Source organism: Streptosporangiales bacterium (assembly GCA_009379825.1).
Classification (GTDB): domain Bacteria; phylum Actinomycetota; class Actinomycetes; order Streptosporangiales; family WHST01; genus WHST01.
The window spans coordinates 12,797-31,329 of record WHTA01000066.1; the positions used below are offsets into that span (position 1 = coordinate 12,797).

Annotated in this window: 18 protein-coding genes and 1 pseudogene; 6 read left to right on the forward strand and 13 right to left on the reverse strand. The window is 70.5% G+C overall.

The genetic code is table 11. The annotated features are described in order from the left end of the window. Positions 1-259: 259 nt before the first annotated feature. The 5 genes from trmD to GEV07_24045 form a co-directional block, all read right to left on the reverse strand. Positions 260-958 carry a tRNA (guanosine(37)-N1)-methyltransferase TrmD gene (gene trmD, locus GEV07_24025; protein ID MQA05651.1) on the reverse strand — a complete coding sequence of 233 codons (699 nt, stop codon included), beginning with the start codon at positions 956-958 and terminating at the stop codon, positions 260-262. 22 nt (positions 959-980) lie between these two features. Next, a complete protein-coding gene (gene rimM / locus GEV07_24030) occupies positions 981-1,496 on the reverse strand; it encodes a ribosome maturation factor RimM (GenBank protein MQA05652.1) in 516 nt (171 codons plus the stop codon). Positions 1,497-1,512: 16 nt separating this feature from the next. Then, entirely contained in the window at positions 1,513-1,782 is a 270-nt protein-coding gene (locus GEV07_24035; protein MQA05653.1) for an RNA-binding protein, read from the reverse strand. Positions 1,783-1,784: 2 nt separating this feature from the next. Beyond that, positions 1,785-2,216: a 30S ribosomal protein S16 gene (gene rpsP, locus GEV07_24040; protein ID MQA05654.1), complete on the reverse strand. Its 432-nt coding sequence runs from the start codon at positions 2,214-2,216 to the stop codon at positions 1,785-1,787. Positions 2,217-2,383: 167 nt separating this feature from the next. Beyond that, positions 2,384-3,949 carry a signal recognition particle protein gene (locus tag GEV07_24045; protein ID MQA05655.1) on the reverse strand — a complete coding sequence of 522 codons (1,566 nt, stop codon included), beginning with the start codon at positions 3,947-3,949 and terminating at the stop codon, positions 2,384-2,386. A gap of 137 nt (positions 3,950-4,086) precedes the next feature. Here GEV07_24045 and GEV07_24050 point away from each other — a divergent pair, with 137 nt between their 5' ends. The 5 genes from GEV07_24050 (at position 4,087) to GEV07_24070 (ending at position 9,635) form a co-directional block, all read left to right on the forward strand. Then, positions 4,087-5,307, forward strand: a complete 1,221-nt coding sequence (locus tag GEV07_24050) for an ABC transporter substrate-binding protein (protein ID MQA05656.1) — start codon at positions 4,087-4,089, stop codon at positions 5,305-5,307. Positions 5,308-5,411: 104 nt separating this feature from the next. Next, positions 5,412-6,353, forward strand: a complete 942-nt coding sequence (locus GEV07_24055; GenBank protein MQA05657.1) for a branched-chain amino acid ABC transporter permease — start codon at positions 5,412-5,414, stop codon at positions 6,351-6,353. After that, on the forward strand, positions 6,350-8,065 hold the full coding sequence (locus tag GEV07_24060; protein MQA05658.1) for a branched-chain amino acid ABC transporter permease: 1,716 nt from the start codon (positions 6,350-6,352) through the stop codon (positions 8,063-8,065). The genes GEV07_24055 and GEV07_24060 overlap by 4 nt, the downstream gene beginning before the upstream one ends. After that, entirely contained in the window at positions 8,062-8,925 is an 864-nt protein-coding gene (locus GEV07_24065) for an ATP-binding cassette domain-containing protein (protein MQA05659.1), read from the forward strand. The genes GEV07_24060 and GEV07_24065 overlap by 4 nt, the downstream gene beginning before the upstream one ends. Beyond that, complete coding sequence (locus GEV07_24070; protein ID MQA05660.1) at positions 8,922-9,635, forward strand: ATP-binding cassette domain-containing protein; 714 nt, start codon at positions 8,922-8,924, stop codon at positions 9,633-9,635. The genes GEV07_24065 and GEV07_24070 overlap by 4 nt, the downstream gene beginning before the upstream one ends. On the opposite strand, the gene murQ is transcribed toward GEV07_24070, so the two are convergent. The 6 genes from murQ to GEV07_24100 all read right to left on the reverse strand — a co-directional run bounded on the left by murQ (position 9,632) and on the right by GEV07_24100 (position 15,716). Beyond that, positions 9,632-10,534, reverse strand: coding sequence for an N-acetylmuramic acid 6-phosphate etherase (gene murQ, locus GEV07_24075; GenBank protein MQA05661.1), 903 nt, complete (start codon positions 10,532-10,534; stop codon positions 9,632-9,634). The genes GEV07_24070 and murQ overlap by 4 nt on opposite strands. Further along, positions 10,534-11,454 (reverse strand): SIS domain-containing protein, encoded by a 921-nt coding sequence (locus tag GEV07_24080; GenBank protein MQA05662.1) that lies wholly within the window; start codon positions 11,452-11,454, stop codon positions 10,534-10,536. Before GEV07_24080 ends, murQ begins: the two co-directional genes overlap by 1 nt. A gap of 117 nt (positions 11,455-11,571) precedes the next feature. Continuing rightward, the gene (locus GEV07_24085; GenBank protein ID MQA05663.1) at positions 11,572-12,270 is read right to left on the reverse strand and encodes a serine hydrolase; all 699 of its coding nucleotides are present in this window, start codon (positions 12,268-12,270) and stop codon (positions 11,572-11,574) included. After that, positions 12,138-12,773, reverse strand: coding sequence for a serine hydrolase (locus tag GEV07_24090; protein ID MQA05664.1), 636 nt, complete (start codon positions 12,771-12,773; stop codon positions 12,138-12,140). Before GEV07_24090 ends, GEV07_24085 begins: the two co-directional genes overlap by 133 nt. Continuing rightward, positions 12,659-14,383 (reverse strand): glycoside hydrolase family 3 protein, encoded by a 1,725-nt coding sequence (locus GEV07_24095; GenBank protein ID MQA05665.1) that lies wholly within the window; start codon positions 14,381-14,383, stop codon positions 12,659-12,661. The genes GEV07_24090 and GEV07_24095 overlap by 115 nt, the downstream gene beginning before the upstream one ends. Continuing rightward, complete coding sequence (locus GEV07_24100; protein ID MQA05666.1) at positions 14,325-15,716, reverse strand: aminotransferase class I/II-fold pyridoxal phosphate-dependent enzyme; 1,392 nt, start codon at positions 15,714-15,716, stop codon at positions 14,325-14,327. The genes GEV07_24095 and GEV07_24100 overlap by 59 nt, the downstream gene beginning before the upstream one ends. A gap of 41 nt (positions 15,717-15,757) precedes the next feature. Between GEV07_24100 and GEV07_24105 the strand changes: the two genes are divergently transcribed. Next, positions 15,758-16,495: a pyridoxamine 5'-phosphate oxidase family protein gene (locus GEV07_24105; GenBank protein ID MQA05667.1), complete on the forward strand. Its 738-nt coding sequence runs from the start codon at positions 15,758-15,760 to the stop codon at positions 16,493-16,495. Here GEV07_24105 and GEV07_24110 read toward each other — a convergent pair. Together GEV07_24110 and GEV07_24115 are read right to left on the reverse strand one after the other, a co-directional pair. Continuing rightward, entirely contained in the window at positions 16,482-18,095 is a 1,614-nt protein-coding gene (locus GEV07_24110; protein ID MQA05668.1) for a hypothetical protein, read from the reverse strand. The genes GEV07_24105 and GEV07_24110 overlap by 14 nt on opposite strands. A 111-nt stretch (positions 18,096-18,206) precedes the next feature. Further along, positions 18,207-18,311: pseudogene (locus GEV07_24115) on the reverse strand (hypothetical protein). Positions 18,312-18,533: the final 222 nt, after the last annotated feature.

The following is an 18,533-nucleotide window of genomic DNA, read 5'->3' on the forward strand; positions in this document are numbered from 1 at the left end:
GCGACGACCGCGGCAGCCGGCCGTCAAGGTCCTGGCTCCCCACACATCCGGTCAAGGACGGCCGGTGATGGCGCCGCGCCCGCATCGAACGTGACGCCGGGCGCTACTCGCTGAGCACGGTCCAGCCAGCGGTCAGCCGTACGGGCGACCGCAGCGGCCGGCCGTCGAGATCCTGGCTCCCCCACACCCGGTGAAAGACGGCCGGTGATGGCGCCGCGCCCGCATCGAGCGCGACCAGCCGGGTTAGGCGCGCTGGGCGCTACTCGCTGAGCAGGTCCGGGCGGCGGTCGGCGGTGCGGGCGAGTGCGGCGGACTTGCGCCAGTCGGCGACCAGTTGGTGGTTGCCGGACAGCAGCGGCTTCGGCACCTCGTGCCCGCGCCAGACGGCGGGCTTGGTGTAGACGGGGTACTCCAGCAGGCCGTCCACGTGCGACTCCTCGACCAGGGAGTCCGGGTTTCCCAGCACTCCGGGCAGCAGCCTGGCGGTCGCCTCCACGATCACCAGCGTCGCGACCTCGCCGCCGGCGAGGACGTAGTCGCCGATCGACACCTCCTCGACCGGGATCCGCTTCGCGTACTCCTCCACCACCCGGGCGTCGATGCCCTCGTACCTGCCGCAGGCGAACACCAGCCACTGGTCCGCCGCGTAGCGCACGGCATCGGGCTGGGTGAACAGCCGGCCGCTCGGCGTCGGCACCACCAGCCGCGGCGTGGCCCCACTGCGCTCGGCCTCGGCGAGCAGCGCGTCCAGCGCCCGGCCCCACGGCTCCGGCGTCATCACCATGCCGGCGCCGCCGCCGTACGGGGTGTCGTCGACGGACCGGTGCACGTCCTCGGTCCAGTCGCGCAGGTCGTGGATCCGGACGTCGAGCAGCCCGCCGGCGCGCGCCCGGCCGATCAGCGAGACGTCCAGCGGGGCCAGGTACTCGGGGAAGATCGTGACGACGTCGATCCGCATGCCCACAATCGTCCCTCCCGCACTACTCCGGCTGGTCGAGCAGCCCGGCCGGCGGGTCCACGACCAGCCGACCGGCGGCCAGGTCCACCTCGGGCACCAACGACTGCACGAACGGGACGAGCACCTCGCCGGCGCCGTCGGCCCGCTCGATCACCAGGACGTCCTGCGCCGGGTGCGCGACGTCGGTGATCGTACCGATCGCCTCGCCGGCGACGGTCACCGCCGCGAGCCCGATCAGGTCGGCGTCGTGGAAGTCGTCCGGGTCGTCGCTGCGCGGCAGCTGCTCGGTGTCGACCTCGAGCAGCACGCCGCGCAGTTGGTCGGCGGCGTCCCGGCCGCCGACGCCGTCGAACCTGACGCGCATCCGCTCGCCGTGCGGCCACGCACCGACGACCGTGAGCTGGTCGACCGCGCCGCCGCGGGCCATCAACACCGCACCGCCGACGAAGCGGTCCTCCGGCTGGTCGGTACGGACGTCGACGAGCACGTCGCCGCGCACGCCGTGCGCCCGCATCACCCGCCCTACGACGACTCGCACGGCTGGCGCCCGTGACCTACTGCGACGAGCCGTTGCGCCGCGACCGCCTGGCCGCGCCGTGCGCCTCGAACTCGACCCGGTGCTGCTGGCCCTGCGCCAACGCGCCGACGACCGTACGCAGGTTCTGCGCCGTACGGCCACTGCGCCCGATCACGCGGCCCAGGTCGTCGGGGTGCACCCGGACGTCCAGGATCTTGCCGCGGCGCAGCGCCCGCGACCGCACGGACACGTCGTCCGGATGGTCGACGATGCCGCGGACCAGGTGTTCCACGGCCTCCACGAGCATCGTCACGCCTCGCCGTCACCAGCGCTGGACGCCGGGGTCGGCTCCTCGGCGGGCTTCGCCTCGGTGGCCTTCGCCGCGCCTTTGTCGCCGGACGCGGCTTCCTTGGCGGCCTGGTCGTACGCGGCCTTCTTGTTCGCGCGCACCTTCGGCGGCTGCACCTTGTTCTCCGGGTTGGCCTCTCCCTGGAACCGCTGCCAGTCGCCGGTCAGCTTGAGTAGGTGCAGCACCGGTTCACTGGGCTGCGCACCGACACCGAGCCAGTACTGCGCCCGCTCGGAGTTCACCTCGATCAGCGAGGGGTCCTCCTTCGGGTGGTACTTGCCGATCTCCTCGATCGCACGACCGTCGCGCTTGGTGCGGGAATCCGCCACCACGATGCGGTACTGGGGGTTACGGATCTTCCCCAACCGCTTGAGCCTGATCTTGACTGCCACTGGTGTGGTGTCTCCTCGTTTGTCGAACGTGATCAAGCGACCGAACTTCGGTGGGGCACGAGGTTCGCCGCTTATTCCGGCGGTGTCTGCCGGAGGAGAGGGTCCGACAGGACACGTAGACCGCCAATTCTGCCAGACGGCCCCGCAGGTCGCGGCACTGGCACCGCTCAGGGCTTGTCGCGCGGCGGCGACTCCAGCTTGGAGAGGTCGGGCATCCGGAAGCCGCCGTAGCCACCGCCGAAGCCGCCGGCACCGCCGGTGAGGTCACCGAGGTCGGGCATGCCCTGCGGCAGCTGGCCCGGTGCCTTGCCTGGCGCCGCACGCCCCTTCTGGCTCTTCTTCGCCTTGGCCTTGCCCTTGCCTTTACCCTTGCGCTGCGACTTGCCCTTGCGGCCGGTGGCGCCTGGCATTCCCGGCATACCTGGCATCCCGCCGCCACCCATCTGCTTCATCATCTTGCGCGCCTCGAAGAAGCGGTCGACGAGCTGGTTCACCTCGGTGACCGTCGTGCCGGAACCGTTCGCGATACGCAGCCGGCGGGAGCCGTTGATGATCTTCGGGTCGGTGCGCTCGATGGGGGTCATCGACTGGATGATCGCCGTCAACCGGTCGACGTCCTTGTCGTCGATCTGGTCGATCTGGTCGCGCACCTGGTTCATGCCGGGCATCATGCCGAGCAGGCTGGAGATGGAGCCGAGCTTGCGCACCATGGACATCTGGCTGAGGAAGTCCTCAAGGGTGAAGTCGTCACCGCTGGCCAGCTTGCCGGCCATCTCGGTGGCCTGGTCCTCGTCGAAGGTGCGCTGAGCCTGCTCGATCAGGGTCAGCATGTCGCCCATGCCGAGGATCCGCGACGCCATCCGGTCCGGATGGAACATGTCGAAGTCGTCGAGCTTCTCGCCGGTGGACGCGAACATCACCTGCCGCTCTGTGACGTGCGCCACCGAGAGCGCCGCACCACCGCGCGCGTCGCCGTCCAGCTTGGTCAGCACGACACCGTCGAAGCCGACGCCGTCGCGGAACGCCTCCGCCGTGGTGACGGCGTCCTGACCGATCATCGCGTCGACGACGAAGAGGATCTCGTCCGGCGACACGGCGTCGCGGATGTCGGCCGCCTGCCCCATCATCTCCTCGTCGATGCCCAGCCGACCGGCCGTGTCGACGACCACGATGTCGTACTGCTGGCGACGCGCGTGCTCCACCGAGTCGCGGGCCACGGCGATCGGGTCGCCTACCCCGTTGCCGGGCTCGGGCGCGTACACGGCCACCTCGGCGCGCTCGCCGAGCACCTGGAGCTGCTGCACCGCGTTCGGCCGCTGCAGGTCGGCCGCGACCAGCAGCGGCACGTGCCCCTGCCCCCGCAGCCACAGCGCGAGCTTCCCCGCGAGCGTCGTCTTACCGGCACCCTGTAGGCCGGCGAGCATGATGACGGTGGGTGGCGTCTTCGCGAACCTGAGCCGGCGCGTCTCGCCGCCCAGAGTGGCCACCAGCTCGTCGTTGACGATCTTTATGACCTGCTGAGCCGGGTTCAGGGCCTCGTGCACCTCGGCGCCGAGTGCCCGTTCTTTGACTCGAGCAATGAAATCCTTGACAGCGGGTAACGCGACGTCCGCCTCGAGTAGCGCGATCCGGATTTCCCGGCAGGTTCCGGTAACGTCGTCCTCGGTCAGCCGCCCCTTCTTACGCAACGAGGCGAAGGCGGACTCGAGCCGGTCGGTCAGGGTCTCAAACACGTTACGCAGCCTCTACGTCTACCGGTTTTGCTGGAATACTCGCCAGGGTATCGGCAGAGGTCGACCACGTGGTCTACTCTCTGCCCACTGAGATCTTGGACGAGCTCACACGACTCGCCCGACCCATTGGAGGGAACGTGAACCACCGTACCTGGGTTCGCGTCGGGGTAGCGTTCGCTGCCGCGTCGCTGGTGTTGACGGCCTGCGGCAACCGGGGCTCCGACGAGGGGGGCGACGACGACGGCGGCAAGAAGGTCGCCAAGGTCGGCGTTATCGCCCCGTTGTCGGGAGACCTGGCCGCACTCGGGCTGGGCATCCGGAACTCCGTCGACCTGGCCCTGAAGCAGGCCAACGAGGAGAACGCCCTTCCCGGCTGGGAGCTGAAGCTCGCCGCCGAGGACGACGAGGCCAAGCCCGACGTCGGCAAGAACGCAGCGACCAAGCTCGCCAACGACAAGGACGTAGTCGCCGTCGTCGGCACCCTGAACTCGAGCACCGGCCAGCAGGTGCAGCCCGTGCTCGACTCCGCGAACATCGCGCAGGTGTCGCCGGCGAACACCGGCACCGAGCTGACCCAGGGCGCCGACTTCCGCAACAGCCCCGAGCGGCCGTACAAGAACTACTTCCGGGTGTGCACCACCGACGCCATCCAGGGGCCGTTCGCCGCGCGGTACGTCTACAACGAGCTCAAGCACAAGAAGATCGCGACCATCCACGACAAGAAGACCTACGGTCAGGGTCTGGTGCGGTCGTTCACCGAGGAGTACGAGAAGCTCGGCGGTGAGATCGTCTCCGCGCAGACGATCAACCCGGAGGAGAAGAACTACAGCGCCGTCATCTCGAAGATCAAGCCGAAGAACCCCGAGATGATCTACTACGGCGGCGAGTACCCGCAGGCCGGTCCGCTCAAGCAGCAGCTGGCGTCGGCGGGCCTGCAGGCGCCGATGATGGGCGCGGACGGCACCTACTCCGAGGACTTCATCTCGCTGGCGGGCGAGTCGGCCGACGGCTACCGGGCGACGTCCATCGGCGCGCCGCTGAACAAGCTGAACGCCGCGAAGCAGTACGTGAAGGACTACGACGAGGCCGGGTACAAGGGTGACAATTCCTCGTACGGCGCGTACTCCTACGACGCCGCGACGGCCATCATCGACTCCCTGAAGGTGAGCCTGAAGGACGCGGACAGCGTCGAGGCCGCACGGCAGCCGACAATCGACGAGCTGAACGACGTCTCCTTCGACGGGCTCAGCGGCAAGGTCGAGTTCGACGAGTACGGCGACACGACCAACAGGGTGCTGACCGTCTACCAGGTCAACGGCAAGACCTGGAAGGACGTGAGCACCGAGGAATTCAAGTAAGGCAGCAATCCACGCAGCGGTCCGCGGCCGGGCACGAACCCTGGCCGCGGACCGCCACGGTGCGAGCAAACCTTCCAATCCGGCGCTGACCTCGGAGGCCAAGCGTGGACGTTTTGCTGCAACAGGTCGTCAACGGCCTGTCGCTGGGCGCCCTCTACGCACTCATTGCCGTTGGTTACACCGTCGTCTACGGCATCATCCAGCTCATCAACTTCGCGCACGGCGAAGTCTTCATGATCGGCGCGTTCGGCGGACTCACCGTCTGGCTGGCGCTGTTCCGCGACAACACCTCGCTGTGGGTCTTCCCGTTCATGCTGATCGCGGCGATCGCCTCTTCTGTGGGTATGGCCGTCCTGCTCGAGCGGTTCGCCTACCGGCCGTTGCGGGGCGCGCCGCGGCTGGCGCCACTGATCACGGCGATCGGCGCCTCGGTGTTCCTACAGGAGGCCGTCCGCATCTTCTACGGACGGATCCCCACCTTCCCCGACTCCAGCCGGGCGCTGCCGTTCCCCCAGATCGACGTACTCACCGGCACGCCGATCAACTTCTTCGGGGTGACCGTCCAGCGTTCCGCGCTCTTCACCATCGGCGCCCTGGCGATCTGCACGATGCTCTTGTACTGGTTCATCAACCGCACCCGTACCGGACGCGCGATGCAGGCGACCTCGCAGGACCCTGACACCGCAAGGCTGATGGGCATCAACGTCGACTGGATGATCATGGTCGCGTTCGCGCTCGGTGGCGCGCTGGCGGCCATCGCCGGCATCGCGCACGGCCTGGCGTACACGAACATCGACTTCCGGATGGGCTTCATCGCCGGCCTGAAAGCGTTCACGGCGGCGGTACTCGGCGGCATCGGGAACATCTACGGGGCGGTGGTCGGCGGGCTCGTCCTCGGCCTGCTCGAGACGCTCGCCACCCAGTTCATCCCGGGCCAGTTCGGCGGCAGCGCGTGGAAGGACGTCTGGGCGTTCGGGCTGCTGATCATCGTCCTGGTGTTCCGGCCGCAGGGCCTGCTCGGCGCGAGGGTGGTCGATCGCGCATGAGAAGCAAAGTGGACAACTGGCTGCGCGCCCGCTTCGCGAACGTCGCGTGGTCGCTGTCCCTCGCCGGCATCGTGCTGATGTTTGCAGGCGCGCTGATGCCGTGGACGTACGACGACGACATCCTCGGCGACCTGACGGTGTACCTGTGGCCGATCGGCCCGCAGGTGTACACGATCGTGCTCGCGGTCGTCGGTCTGCTCTTCCTTGCCGCCGTACGCGGACCGCTTGCCGACGGGCTGCGTCCGCTGCTCCCCGGCGCGGAGAGCGGCGTCCGTACGGTCGGCTTCTTCGCCCTGTTGGTCGTCGCGCTCGTCCTGGCCGCGATCGCAGTGCAGCTGGGCGGTCTGATCAACGTGGACCCCGGCGGATGGGTCGTCTTCGCCGGCAGCCTGCTGGTCTTCCTCGCCTCCCGGGCGCTCGCCGATCCACCGGCAAGGGAGCCGGACTGGCAGCTGCCCGACTGGGCCCAGATCGTGCTCATCGCGATCACCATGGGGCTCGGGCTCGGGTTCGCCAGCTACGGCGTGACGCGCGAGGACGCCTGGATCTTCGTGGACTTCCTGGTGTTCGTCACCGGGCTCTTCGTCGTCCTCAGGAACGCCGGGGTGATCGCTTACCTGGGCGAGGTCGTGACCCGCTTCCGCCGGGTCACCATGCTGGCGGCGTTCGCCGTCGCGTTCCTGTTCCCGTTCGCCGTACCGCTGCTCTCCGGCGGCACCGGCGACGCGTACATGTCGATCGCCACGCTGGTGCTGATCTTCGCCACCACGGCGATCGGCCTGAACATGGTGGTCGGCCTGGCGGGCATCCTCGACCTCGGCTACATCGCGTTCCTCGGCTCGGGTGCGTACGTCGGCGCCATACTGTCGCAGTCCGCGTTCGCCACCATCGACTGGCACCCGCCGTTCATCGTGGTGGTCCTCATCGGCGCGGTGGTCGCGGCCGGCTTCGGTCTGGTGATCGGCAGCCCCGCGCTGCGGGTCAGCGGCGACTACCTCGCCATCGTCACGCTGGCCTTCGGCGAGATCTTCCGCATCACCATGAACAACCTGGACGGCTCGAACGGGCCGGACCTCACCAACGGCCCCAACGGCATCCCCGGCATCCCCGACCTGGCGATCGGCGGGTTCGACTTCGGTGACAGCCACAACGTCCTCGGCATCGAGATCGGCCGGTTCGGCAACTACTACCTGCTCCTGATGGTGGTGACCGTGGCCGTCATCGTCGCGTTCATGCGCCTCAACGACTCGCGGATCGGCCGCGGCTGGGTGGCGATCAGGGAGGACGAGCGGGCTGCCGAGGCGATGGGCATCAACACCTTCGGGCTGAAGCTGCTCGCGTTCTCCGGCGGTGCCTTCCTCGCCGGCCTCGCCGGCACCATCAAGGCGCACTACGACGTGTCCGTGACGCCGGACCAGTACCAGTTCCTGGAGTCGGCGTTCGTGCTGTCCGCGGTCGTGCTCGGCGGGATGGGCACGGTCGTCGGTGTGCTGCTCGGCGCGACGATCGTGAAGCTGCTGCCGGAGAAGCTGCGCTTCTTCTCCGACTACCGCCTGCTGCTGTTCGGCCTGCTGCTGATCGTGATGATGCGGTTCCGGCCGGAAGGCATCATCGCCAGCAAGCGCCGCCAGCTCGAGCTGCACGAGGAGGACGAGCAGCTCGCCGTCAAGCTCGAAGGCGAAGTCGCCGACACGGAGGTGAAGCCGAAATGACATCCACCTCCCTACCTACCGCTTCCGAGCCGGTACCGGTTCCGGAGAGCACCCCGGTGCTGCACGCGAGCGGCGTCACCATGCGGTTCGGTGGTCTGGTCGCGGTCAACGCGGTGGACTTCGAGGTGCACGACCGCGAGATCGTCGGCCTCATCGGCCCGAACGGCGCGGGCAAGACGACGTTCTTCAACTGCCTCACCGGCATGTACCGCCCGACGGCCGGACGCGTGCTCTACCGCGGCAATGCGCTCAAGCTCAAGCCACGCAAGGTCGCTGCCGCGGGCATCGCCCGTACGTTCCAGAACATCCGGCTGTTCGGCAACATGACGGCCCTGGAGAACATCATGGTCGGCAGGTACTGCCGGACCAAGTCGGGTGTGCTCACGTCCGTCCTGCGCGGCCGGCGCTACCGCACGGAAGAGCGCGAGACGGTCGACCGGGCGCGCGAGCTGCTCGGCTTCGTCGGCCTCGCCAGCGTCGGGAACACGCTGGCGCGGAACCTGTCGTACGGCGACCAGCGGCGGCTGGAGATCGCCCGCGCGCTGGCCACCGACCCCGGGCTGCTGCTCCTCGACGAGCCCACCGCAGGCATGAACCCGAACGAGACGGGCAAGGTCACCGACCTGATCTTCGAGATCCGCGAACAGGGACTCGGCGTGGTCGTGATCGAGCACGACATGCGCTTCATCTTCCGGCTGTGCGACCGGATCACCTGCCTCGTCCGCGGCGAGAAGCTCGTCGAGGGCACCGCGGAGCAGGTGCAGTCCGACGAGCGGGTCATCGACGCCTACCTGGGCACCGGTACCTCTTCCACGGCCGAACCCGGGGACGAGGCCGAGGACGGGAGGACGGACCAGTGAGCCCCATCCTGGAAGTCGCCGACGTCGAGGTCGCGTACGGCAAGATCAAGGCCGTCAAGGGGATCAGCTTCACCGTCGAGGAAGGGCAGCTGGTCAGCCTCATCGGCACCAACGGTGCGGGCAAGACCACCACGCTGCGCACGATCTCCGGACTGCACCAGCCGGCCGCGGGCACCATCACGTTCCGCGGCGACCGCATCGACAAGCTGGCCGCGCACACCATCGTGCAGCACGGCCTCGCGCACGTACCCGAGGGCAGGCGGATCTTCCCCAGGATGGCCGTGGAGGAGAACCTGACGCTCGGCGCCTACGCCAGGCGCGGCCAGAACACGTCCACCGACCTTAAGCGGGTCTACGAGCTGTTCCCCGTGCTGCACGACCGCAGGAAGCAGCACGCGGGCACGTTCTCCGGCGGCGAGCAGCAGATGCTCGCGATCGGGCGCGCGCTCATGTCCGCCCCGACGCTGCTGATGCTGGACGAGCCGTCGATGGGCCTCTCCCCCATCATGATGGCGCGGATCGTGGAGACGCTGACCGAGCTGCGGCAGCGCGGTACGACGATCCTGCTGGTCGAGCAGAACGCGCAGGCGGCGCTCGAGCTCGCCGACTACGGGCACGTACTCGAGGTCGGCACCATCGTGCTCTCCGACACCGGCACCAACCTGCTCGGCAACCCCGACGTCCGCAAGGCCTACCTCGGCGAGGACTAGGGTTCCTCGGCCACCGCGGCGAGCGCGGCGCGGACGGTGCCGTCGGTGCGGTCCAGGGCCGCGGCTGCGGCGGGCGCCGGCACCTCGGCGAGCAGGGCGACGAGCGCCACCCTGAGGTCGCCCTCGGCGGCGGCCAGCGCGTCGGCGCACACCCGGTGCTCGAGACCGGTGGCATCGGCGAGGATCCGCACCGACCGCCCGCGCAGCTTCTCGTTCGTCGCGAGCAGGTGCACCATCAGGTTCGAGTAGGTACGGCCCAGCCGCACCATCACCGCAGTGGACAGCGAGTTCAGCACCAGCTTCGTCGCCGTGCCCGCCTTCAGCCTGGTGCTGCCGGCGATCGCCTCCGGGCCGGTGTCCGGCCCGACGTGGACGTCCGCAAGCGCCGCGAGCTCGGCCTTCGGGTTCGCCGTGATGAGGATCGTCGCCGCGCCGCGCTCGCGGGCGCGGACGAGCGCGCCACGCACGTACGGGGTGCGCCCGCTCGCCGCGATGCCGACCGCCACGTCGCTGCTGCCCAACCGATCCGCCTCGGCCGCTCCCGCCGCCTCGTCGTCCTCGACGTTCTCGATCGCCGACGTCAGGGCCACGGCTCCGCCGGCGTGATGCGCGACGACCAGGTCGTTGGCGACGGAGAACGTGGGCGGCAGCTCGGCGGCGTCCAGCGCCGCCAGCCGGCCGCTGGTGCCCGCCCCGTAGTAGTGCACGTGCCCGTGCGCGCACAGCCGGTCGACGACCACGTCCACGGCCCTGGCCAGTTCAGGGAGTACGGCCGCCACGGCGGGCGACACCAGCGAGTCCTCGTGGTTCAGCAGTCGCAGCACGTCGAGCGTCGGCAGCCGGTCGATCTCCGTCGTGCGCGGGTTGCGCTCCTCGGTCGGCGCGTCGACGAGGCCCATCAGGCCGTACCGCGTCGCGACTTGCGGTCGTGGCTCGCACCGCCGCGCCGGCCCTGTACGGCGAGGTACGTCGCCTCGAGCGCTCCCCGTGCCTGGTCGTAGGTCTGCTGTGCGACGCCGACGAAGATGAAGTCGATGACGCTCAGCTGCGCGATCCGGCTCGCCGTGGCACCGGAGCGGAACGTGGTCTCGCGCGCTGCGGTGCTGAGCACGTGGTCGGCCACCGCGGAGATGCCAGAGCGCGGGAAGTTCGTCACCGCCACTGTGGTCGCGCCGCGCTCGCGGGCCTGGGTCAGCGCGTCGATGGTGTCGTCGGTCTCACCGCTGTGCGAGATGGCCACCGCGACGTCGCCGGCGCCGAGCAACGCGGCGCTGGTGAGCATCACGTGGGTGTCGGACCAGGCGAACGCGTGCCGGCCGATCCGGTAGAGCTTCTGTTGCAGGTCCAGCGCGACGAACGCGCTCGCACCGACGCCGTAGACGTCGATCCGGCCCGCGCCGGCACACGCCTCCACCACCTGCTCGAGCACCTCGACGTCGATCTGGCTCACGGTGTCCTCGATCGCGCGCGCGTCGTGCCAGCCGACCTTGCGCACGACCTCAGCCAGGCTGTCGCTCGGTGAGATGTCGCCACCCACAGCGGCGTTGTCGGTGCCGGCCTCACGGCCGGCATCGGAAGCGAGCGCGAGACGCAGCCCCGGGTAGCCGTCGAACCCGATGGCTCGGCAGAATCGGATCACCGTCGTCTCCGAGGTGCCGCAGGCCTGGGCGAGCTCGGTGATGGTCAGGTTCGGTGCCCCACTGGGGTCGTTCAGGATGTGCTCGGCGACGCGTTGTTCCGCCGGACGCAGCGATGGAAGCAGCGAACGGATGCGAACCTGCACCCCTCCCGGTTGTGGCGGTGACTGCGAACTGCTCACCTTGCCGCCTCCACATACGTTGGAAAGTTACCGGCGCATCTTCTCATGCCCGCACCGGGAACTCGACCCATCACCAGGGAGATGCTGGCACCTGCTATTACCAGTGCGGCTCTGCGTCTACCTCATACGTCCGGGCCGGAGCGCGGTGGCGGCTTCGGTCACGGGCAGCAACGCCTCGGCGACCGCGACCCGCGACTCGTTCACCGCGCCCCCGTCGCGCGTGGGGTGCACCCGGTTGGTCAGCAGCACGGCGACGGCGCCGGTGCGCGTGTCGAGCACGTACGACGTCCCGGTGAAGCCGGTGTGCCCGGCCGTGGCGGCGGACGCGAGCGCGCCCATCGTCCTCGGCTTGTCCAGGTCGACGCCGAGACCGTTGCCGTGGCCGTGGTCGGCGAGCATGGCCTCGACCGAGCCAGGCCGCAGCGCCGCGCCGCCGTCGGTCGCCACGGCGTGCGCGAGCAGCGCCACGTCGCACGCGGTGCCGAACAGCCCGGCATGACCGGCCACGCCGCCGAGCGCCCAGGCGTTCTCGTCGTGCACCTCGCCGCGGACGAGCGACCGTCCCGTCCACGGCTGCACCTCGGTGGCCGCGCACCGTTGCGGCGTAGGCAGGAAGCCGGTGTCGACCATGCCGAGCGGGCCGGTCACCAGGTCGTGCACCACCTCGTCGAGGCGGCTGCCGGTCAGCTGCTCGAGATCGCCCCCGCGAGTATCGGGCCGAGATCGGAGTACTCGTACGTGACACCGGGCCGGTCGTGCAGCGGCACTCCGGCCACCCGCGCGTACAGGTCGCGGCGGCTCGCTGGCTGCCGCCACAGCGCGATCGTCGCCGGCAGGCCCGCGGTGTGCGCGAGCAGCTGCCGCACGGTCACCGCCGTGCGGTCGGCGCCGGCGAACACCGGCAACAGCTCTCGCACCGGCTGGTCGAGCGCCAGCATCCCGCGCTCGGCGAGGGCAAGCACGGTCATCGCGGTGACCGTCTTGGTCAGCGACGCGAGGTCGTAGACGGTGTCGGTCTGTGCCGGCACGCGCCGCGGTGCGGACAGCACGCGACCGTCGGCGTCGTAGCACACGGCGTCGCCGTACGCCTCGTGCACGCCGACGACGCCGTTGCGCGCGAGCAGCAGCACTGCGCTCGGATAACAGCCGGGGCCGGTGTACGGCGGCAACCGGCGGAGGATCAGATCGCGCGCCTTCGCCGGTGTCACGACGTCCAGGGCAGCTCGAGCGGCAACCGCCCGCGTGGCTCGACGGCACCGATCAGAACCCGGGCGAGCGCGCGCATCGACACCTCGGCATCGCCGTAGGTGGCCAGGCAGGTCTCCGCCCGCTCCGCGTAGACCAGGTCATGCGGGTCGTTCGTGGCGACGACGACGACCCGGGTGCCGGTCTCGAGCAGTGCCGCCAACAGGTGCCGCTGGCCGGCGTTCGGGTCGGTGATCGTCGTGTCCCACGCGCGGTTGGTCAGCAGCACCACCACGTCGTGGTGCTTCGCGCGCGCGACCGCGGACTTGATCGCCTCCTCGTCCGGCGCCGCCCCGGTGTCGACACCCACCGTCCAGGACGCGTACGAGCCCAGCTCCTCGGCGAGCGCGGCGGTGGCGGACTCACCGACACCGACCACGAGCACCGCCTGCCACGACGGGTCCAACGGCACGGCACCGGCGTCGTCGCGTACCAGCGTGACCGTGCGGTCGGCGATCCGCGCGGCGCCTTCGTTGTGGTCGGCACCGCCGATCGCGGCCGCCACCTCGTCGGTGTCGACGTACGGCGCGTCGAAGAGTCCGCGGGCGAGCTTCAGCCGCAGGATCCTGGCCACCGACTCGTCGATGCGGTCCTCGGTCAAGGTGCCCTGGCGCACGGCGTCCAGCACCGCACCGATCGCAAGCTCCAGGTTCGGCGGTACGAGCAGCTGGTCGGCGCCCGCGGACAGCGCGAGCACCGGCAGCTGCTCGTCGCCGTACATCGCGCGCAACCCGCGCATCCGCAACGAGTCCACGAGGATCGGGCCGTCGTGGCCGAGCTCGTCGCGCAGCAGCTCGGTCAGGATCGGCGCGGACAGCGTCGCGGGCCGACCGGACTCGTCCAGCGCCGGCACCGCGACGTGCGCCGCGAGCACGGCTTCCACGCCTTCGGTGACGACTGCGCGGAACGGAGCCGCGTCCAGCCGCTGCCATTCCTCGCGGTCCCGGTCGAGGACCGGCACACCGGTGCGGTTGTCGACCGTGGTGTCGCCGTGCCCCGGGAAGTGCTTCGCGACGGTGCTGATGCCGGCGTCGGCACACCCGCGTACGGTCGCCGCGGCCAGCCGCGCGACCAGCTCGGGGTCGGCACCGAACGAGCGCACACCGACGACCGGGTTCTTCGGGTTGGCGGCGACGTCCACGACGGGTGCGTGCACCTGGTTCACACCCATCGCCGTGAGCTCGCGCCCGGCGACGAGCGCGGCCTGGTACGCGTCGCGGTCGTTGCCGCACGCGCCGAGCGCCATGGCGCCAGGCAGCTGCGTGCATGTGGCGCAGAGCGGCTCACCGGTACCGCGCTCCTGCCCCGCCGCAAGGAACAGCGGGATGCCAGACGCGTCGTCGACGGCGACGGACTGCAGGCCGTTGGACAGCTGTGCCACCTGCTCCGGATGCTGGGTGTTGTGTGCCCAGTCGGCGTAGAGCACACCACCGAGGTGGAACTTGCGGACGATGTCCGCGGGAGTCGGCAGCCCGAATGCGGCGAGATTGTGGCGTTCGTCCTCGGCGGCCGGCCGCGTGGCGTCCGCGCCGAACAGGCACGTGACGAACAGCTGCCCCACCTTCTGCTCGAGCGTCAGCTCGGCCATCGAGGCGGCTACCCGCTCCTCGATCCCGTCGGCCACGTCACCGTCCTTCCCGAAGTGCCGCGACCAACGTCGCGAGCGCGTAGTCGAGGTCCGCATCCGAGTTGGCACCGTACCCGACGACCAACCCACGGGGTCCAGACGCCGAACGCCGCAAGTCGCTCAGTGCGTCGACTTCCACCCCATTTGTCGCAGCGATCGCGCAGACCCTGGCCTCTGTCGCCGCGTCCGGCAGCAACAGGTTGACGTGCAGACCCGCGTCCTCGCCGACGATCTCGCCGTACGGTGCGAGCGCCGCGCACACCCGGCGGCACCGGTCGAGGTACGTCCGCCGCACCCTGCGTACGGTCTGGTCGACGTGCCCGTCGCGGAAGAGCGCGAGCAGCGCGCGCTGCACGGGCCAGGCCGGGAGGTCGTTCACCTCGCTGCGGAAGGCGGCGAGCCGCGCCACGACGTCCGCATCGGCCACCAGCCAACCGATCCGCAGTGCGGGGCCCAGGGTCTTCGACGCGGTGCCGAGGTACACGACGCTCGCCCGGTCCAGCTGGGCGAGCGCCGGCAGCGGCGCCACGTCGTAGCGGAACTCGCTGTCGTAGTCGTCCTCGATGATCAGCGAGCGGTGGCGGCGCGCCCAGTCGAGCAGCGCGTACCTGCGTCCCGCGGGCAGCCGACCGCCGAGCGGGAACTGGTGTGCGGGCGTGGTGTAGACCGCGGCGAGCGCGCCGTCGCGCGGCAGCGCGTCGACGATAAGCCCGTCCCTGTCGACCGGGACGTCGACCAGCTCCCGGCCGGCGCGTCGCACGGCGGCGACGGCCTTGCGGTACCCGGGGTCCTCCACGCCGATCCTGCGGGCGTCGGTGAGCACCGCGTCCAGCAGCAGCTGCCAGCCGTGCGAGGTGCCGGTCGTGATCATCACCTCGTCCGGCCGGCACGCGACACCGCGGGCGCGGCCCAGGTACTCGCAGACGGCGGCGCGCAGCTCGACCAGGCCGAGCGGGTCCGGGTAGCCGGCCGGCGGCACTGATGCGGACACCTCGCGCCAGGCGCGCCGCCAGGTCGGGTGCGGGCGGGTCTCGGCCAGCGGCACACCGGGCCGCAGCGAGACTACCCGAGCCGCCGTCGCCCGCTGCCGTGGCGGCGTCGCCGGACGCGTCGGCGTGTCCGCGCCGCCCACGTCGGCGACGTACGTACCCGCGCCCACCCGGCCGAGCAGCCAGCCCTCCGCGTGCAGCTGGTCGTACGCCGCCTGCACGACCGCCCGCGACACCCGCAGCTGGCGGGCGAGGTCACGGGTGGACGGCAGGCGGACACCCGGCCGCAGCTCGCCGTCGCGCACCCGGTCGCGCAGCGCGCCGGCCAGCTGCTGCGGCAACGCCGTGGCCGCCGCGCGGTCCAGCGTGACCGCCAGCTCCACAGGTACGGAACGCGACATCGATCTCCCGAGCGAAAATGGCCTGCCGAGCAAGCTTACGAATGGACTGGTCGACTCGGCCACTTCTACCCGAGGCTGAAGCCATGACCGTCACCACTACCCCGCTGTCCAGCACACCGCGGACCACGTTCACGAGGAACGCCGACCGCGGCGCCACCGACCGCGCCATGCTGCACGAGATCGTGCAGGAGGGCATGTTCTGCCACCTCGGCGTGGTGATGGACGGCGCCCCCGTCGTACTCCCGACCACGTACGCCGTGGACCTGTCCCCCGACGCACCTGACGCACCGGACGGCACGCTCTACTTCCACGGCTCGGTCGCGGCGGGCAACCTGGTGACTGCGGGCGGCGACACCACGGTGTGCATCACCGTCACGCACGTGGACGGCCTGGTGCTGGCCAAGTCCGGCTTCCACCACTCCGCGAACTACCGCAGTGCCGTCATCTTCGGCACCCCGCGCAAGCTCGAACGGGCCGAGAAGCGACACGCACTCGACCTGTTGGTCGACCACCTGGTGCCCGGCCGCGCGGCGACGCTGCGCGAGCCCACCCGCAAGGACCTGGCGGCCACTACCGTGCTCGCCCTGCCGCTCACCGAGGTGTCGGTGAAGGTGCGTTCCGGCGGCGTGAAGGACGAGGAGTCCGACCTGGAGCTACCGATCTGGGCCGGCGTGCTCCCCCTGCACACGGTCGCCGGCGACCCCCAGACCGCCGACGACTGCACCGAACCGGTGCCCACCCACGTCAAGGAGCGCGCCACCATACTCAACCAACACTGACCGGCTCGTCGGTGACCGTTACGGTGCCGGTGTAGCCGTCCACGGTGATATGTTGGCCGGAGCGGATCGTGGTGGTTGCGGCTGGTACCCCGATCACCGCGGGGATTCCGTACTCCCTGGCCACCGTCGGGCCGTGCGAGTTCGGCGCGCCGGTCTCCGTCACCAGGCCGCCGGCGGTGAGAAACAGCGGTGTCCAGCCGGGGTCGGTCGACGGCGCTACGAGGATCTCGCCGGGCTCCAGGTGCGCGCCGGCCGGGTCGACGATCACCCTGGCCGGGCCGGTGACCACGCCGGGCGACGCGGCCATGCCGACGAGCGCGCCGTCGGCGGTCACCCGCGGCGCCAGCTCGGACTCCGGCTCCGTGCCGTCGGACAGCAGCACCATGGGCACGTGCCGCCTGCGCATCTCGCGCTCGTGGACCTCGCGGCGCTGCGCCACCAGCTCGCGCAGGTCGCTGCCGGCGACCGCGGCCTTGGCCTCGGGGAAGTCAAGGAACATGATGTCGTCCGCGCGGTCGAGCAGCCCACGGTCCGCCAGCTCGGCACCGACGGCCAGCAGCTGTTCCCGCATCTGCTGGAAACCGTGCAGCGAACAGAACTTCGGCAGCTCCCGCAGTCCCGCGATGGCGCGCGCACGTCGCATGAAGAACCCGGCAAGCCGCGCCCGTACCGGCCGGCGCGGCTTGGCCCGCTCGACCAGCTCGACGAGCTTCGCCTCCGCCTCCGCTGCCGCCTGCGCGAACCTTCGGTCCGGTGCCTGCTCGGGGTCGGTCACCCGCAGGTAGTTCGCGATCACCGCGAACACCGGCGTCGGGTCCTCCACCCACCGCGGCACCCCGACGTCGATCTCCGCCACCGCTCGCCTGCCGTACTTCGCCAGGAACTCGGTCAGCCCAATGTCGGGCAGGCTGCCGTCGCGGTACCTAGCGGCGAGCTCCGCGGGCGGGTGCACGAGCAGTACGTCGCGGACGTCCTCGGCGGCGCGCGCCAGCCGCCACAGCTCGAGGTCCATCTCGGTGGTCGGGTTGTGCGGCATGCCGCGCAACACCGCGTCGAGGTCGCCAGGCTCGGCGTACGGGCCGAGTAGCGCTCGGGGGAGGTCACTGGCCCCGAGCCCGCCGATCAGGATGCCGATCAGGCCGGTCATCCGTCGGCCGAGCACGTCGCGCGGCACCGTCTCGACGAACTCCAGCCGCTCGGCCGCGGGCAGCTCCCCCGCCGGCGCCGTGGTGTGGTGCTCGAGCTCGCTCGCGATCCGGTACGCACGGGCGCGTGCGGCGTCCGGGCGCGCCAGCGCACGCACGGTGCCGGCGACGACCGGACCCGCGTACCTCGCGGCCGCCCGGACCATCGAGCGCGGCCGGAACGGCAGCCCCGGCTGCGTGGAGAACCGCGGGTCGGTGAGCAGCCGCTCGACCGCGGCGGCCACCCGCGGCCCCTGGATCTGCATCCGTTGCGGCAGGTCCTTGCGCAGCTTCTTGCTCCGCACGACGGCGGTCAGGTCGGCGTACATCCGGCCGCCGGCCGCGACGAAGCCGGCCGGGCCTCGGTACGGGTCGACGGACAGGCCGGCGCTTCGCATCATTCCGGCCGCCGACATGCGCATCACGGAGAACCCCATCGGCGTCAGCGGTTGCAGCACGCCCTGCACCGCGCTGACGGAGAGGAAGGCGCGTACGCCGGACCGCGTCGTCTCCGGCAGCGGGAACAGCGTGGTGATCGGCCTGGACTGCAGCAGCCACAGCCGGCCGTCGCGGTCGTACGACCACTCGACGTCCTGCGGCGCCCCGAACTCCCGCTGAAGCGTCTGTAAGTGTTCGTGGTGGCTGGCCTGGGGCTGGCTGGCAGGGTTGGCGCCGGTCGCTCGGCGCCTGTTGTGACTCCTGAAGCGTCTGACCCCTTCGGGGTGTCATGCCCGGGATCTGTCCGGCGGGTGCTGGGTGCCGGCGCCGACCCTGGCCCACCACGATGGCTTGACGCTTCTATGTCTGGTGTCAAGCCAACAAGATCAGCATCTGTGCTTACCCGGTCGGGTGAG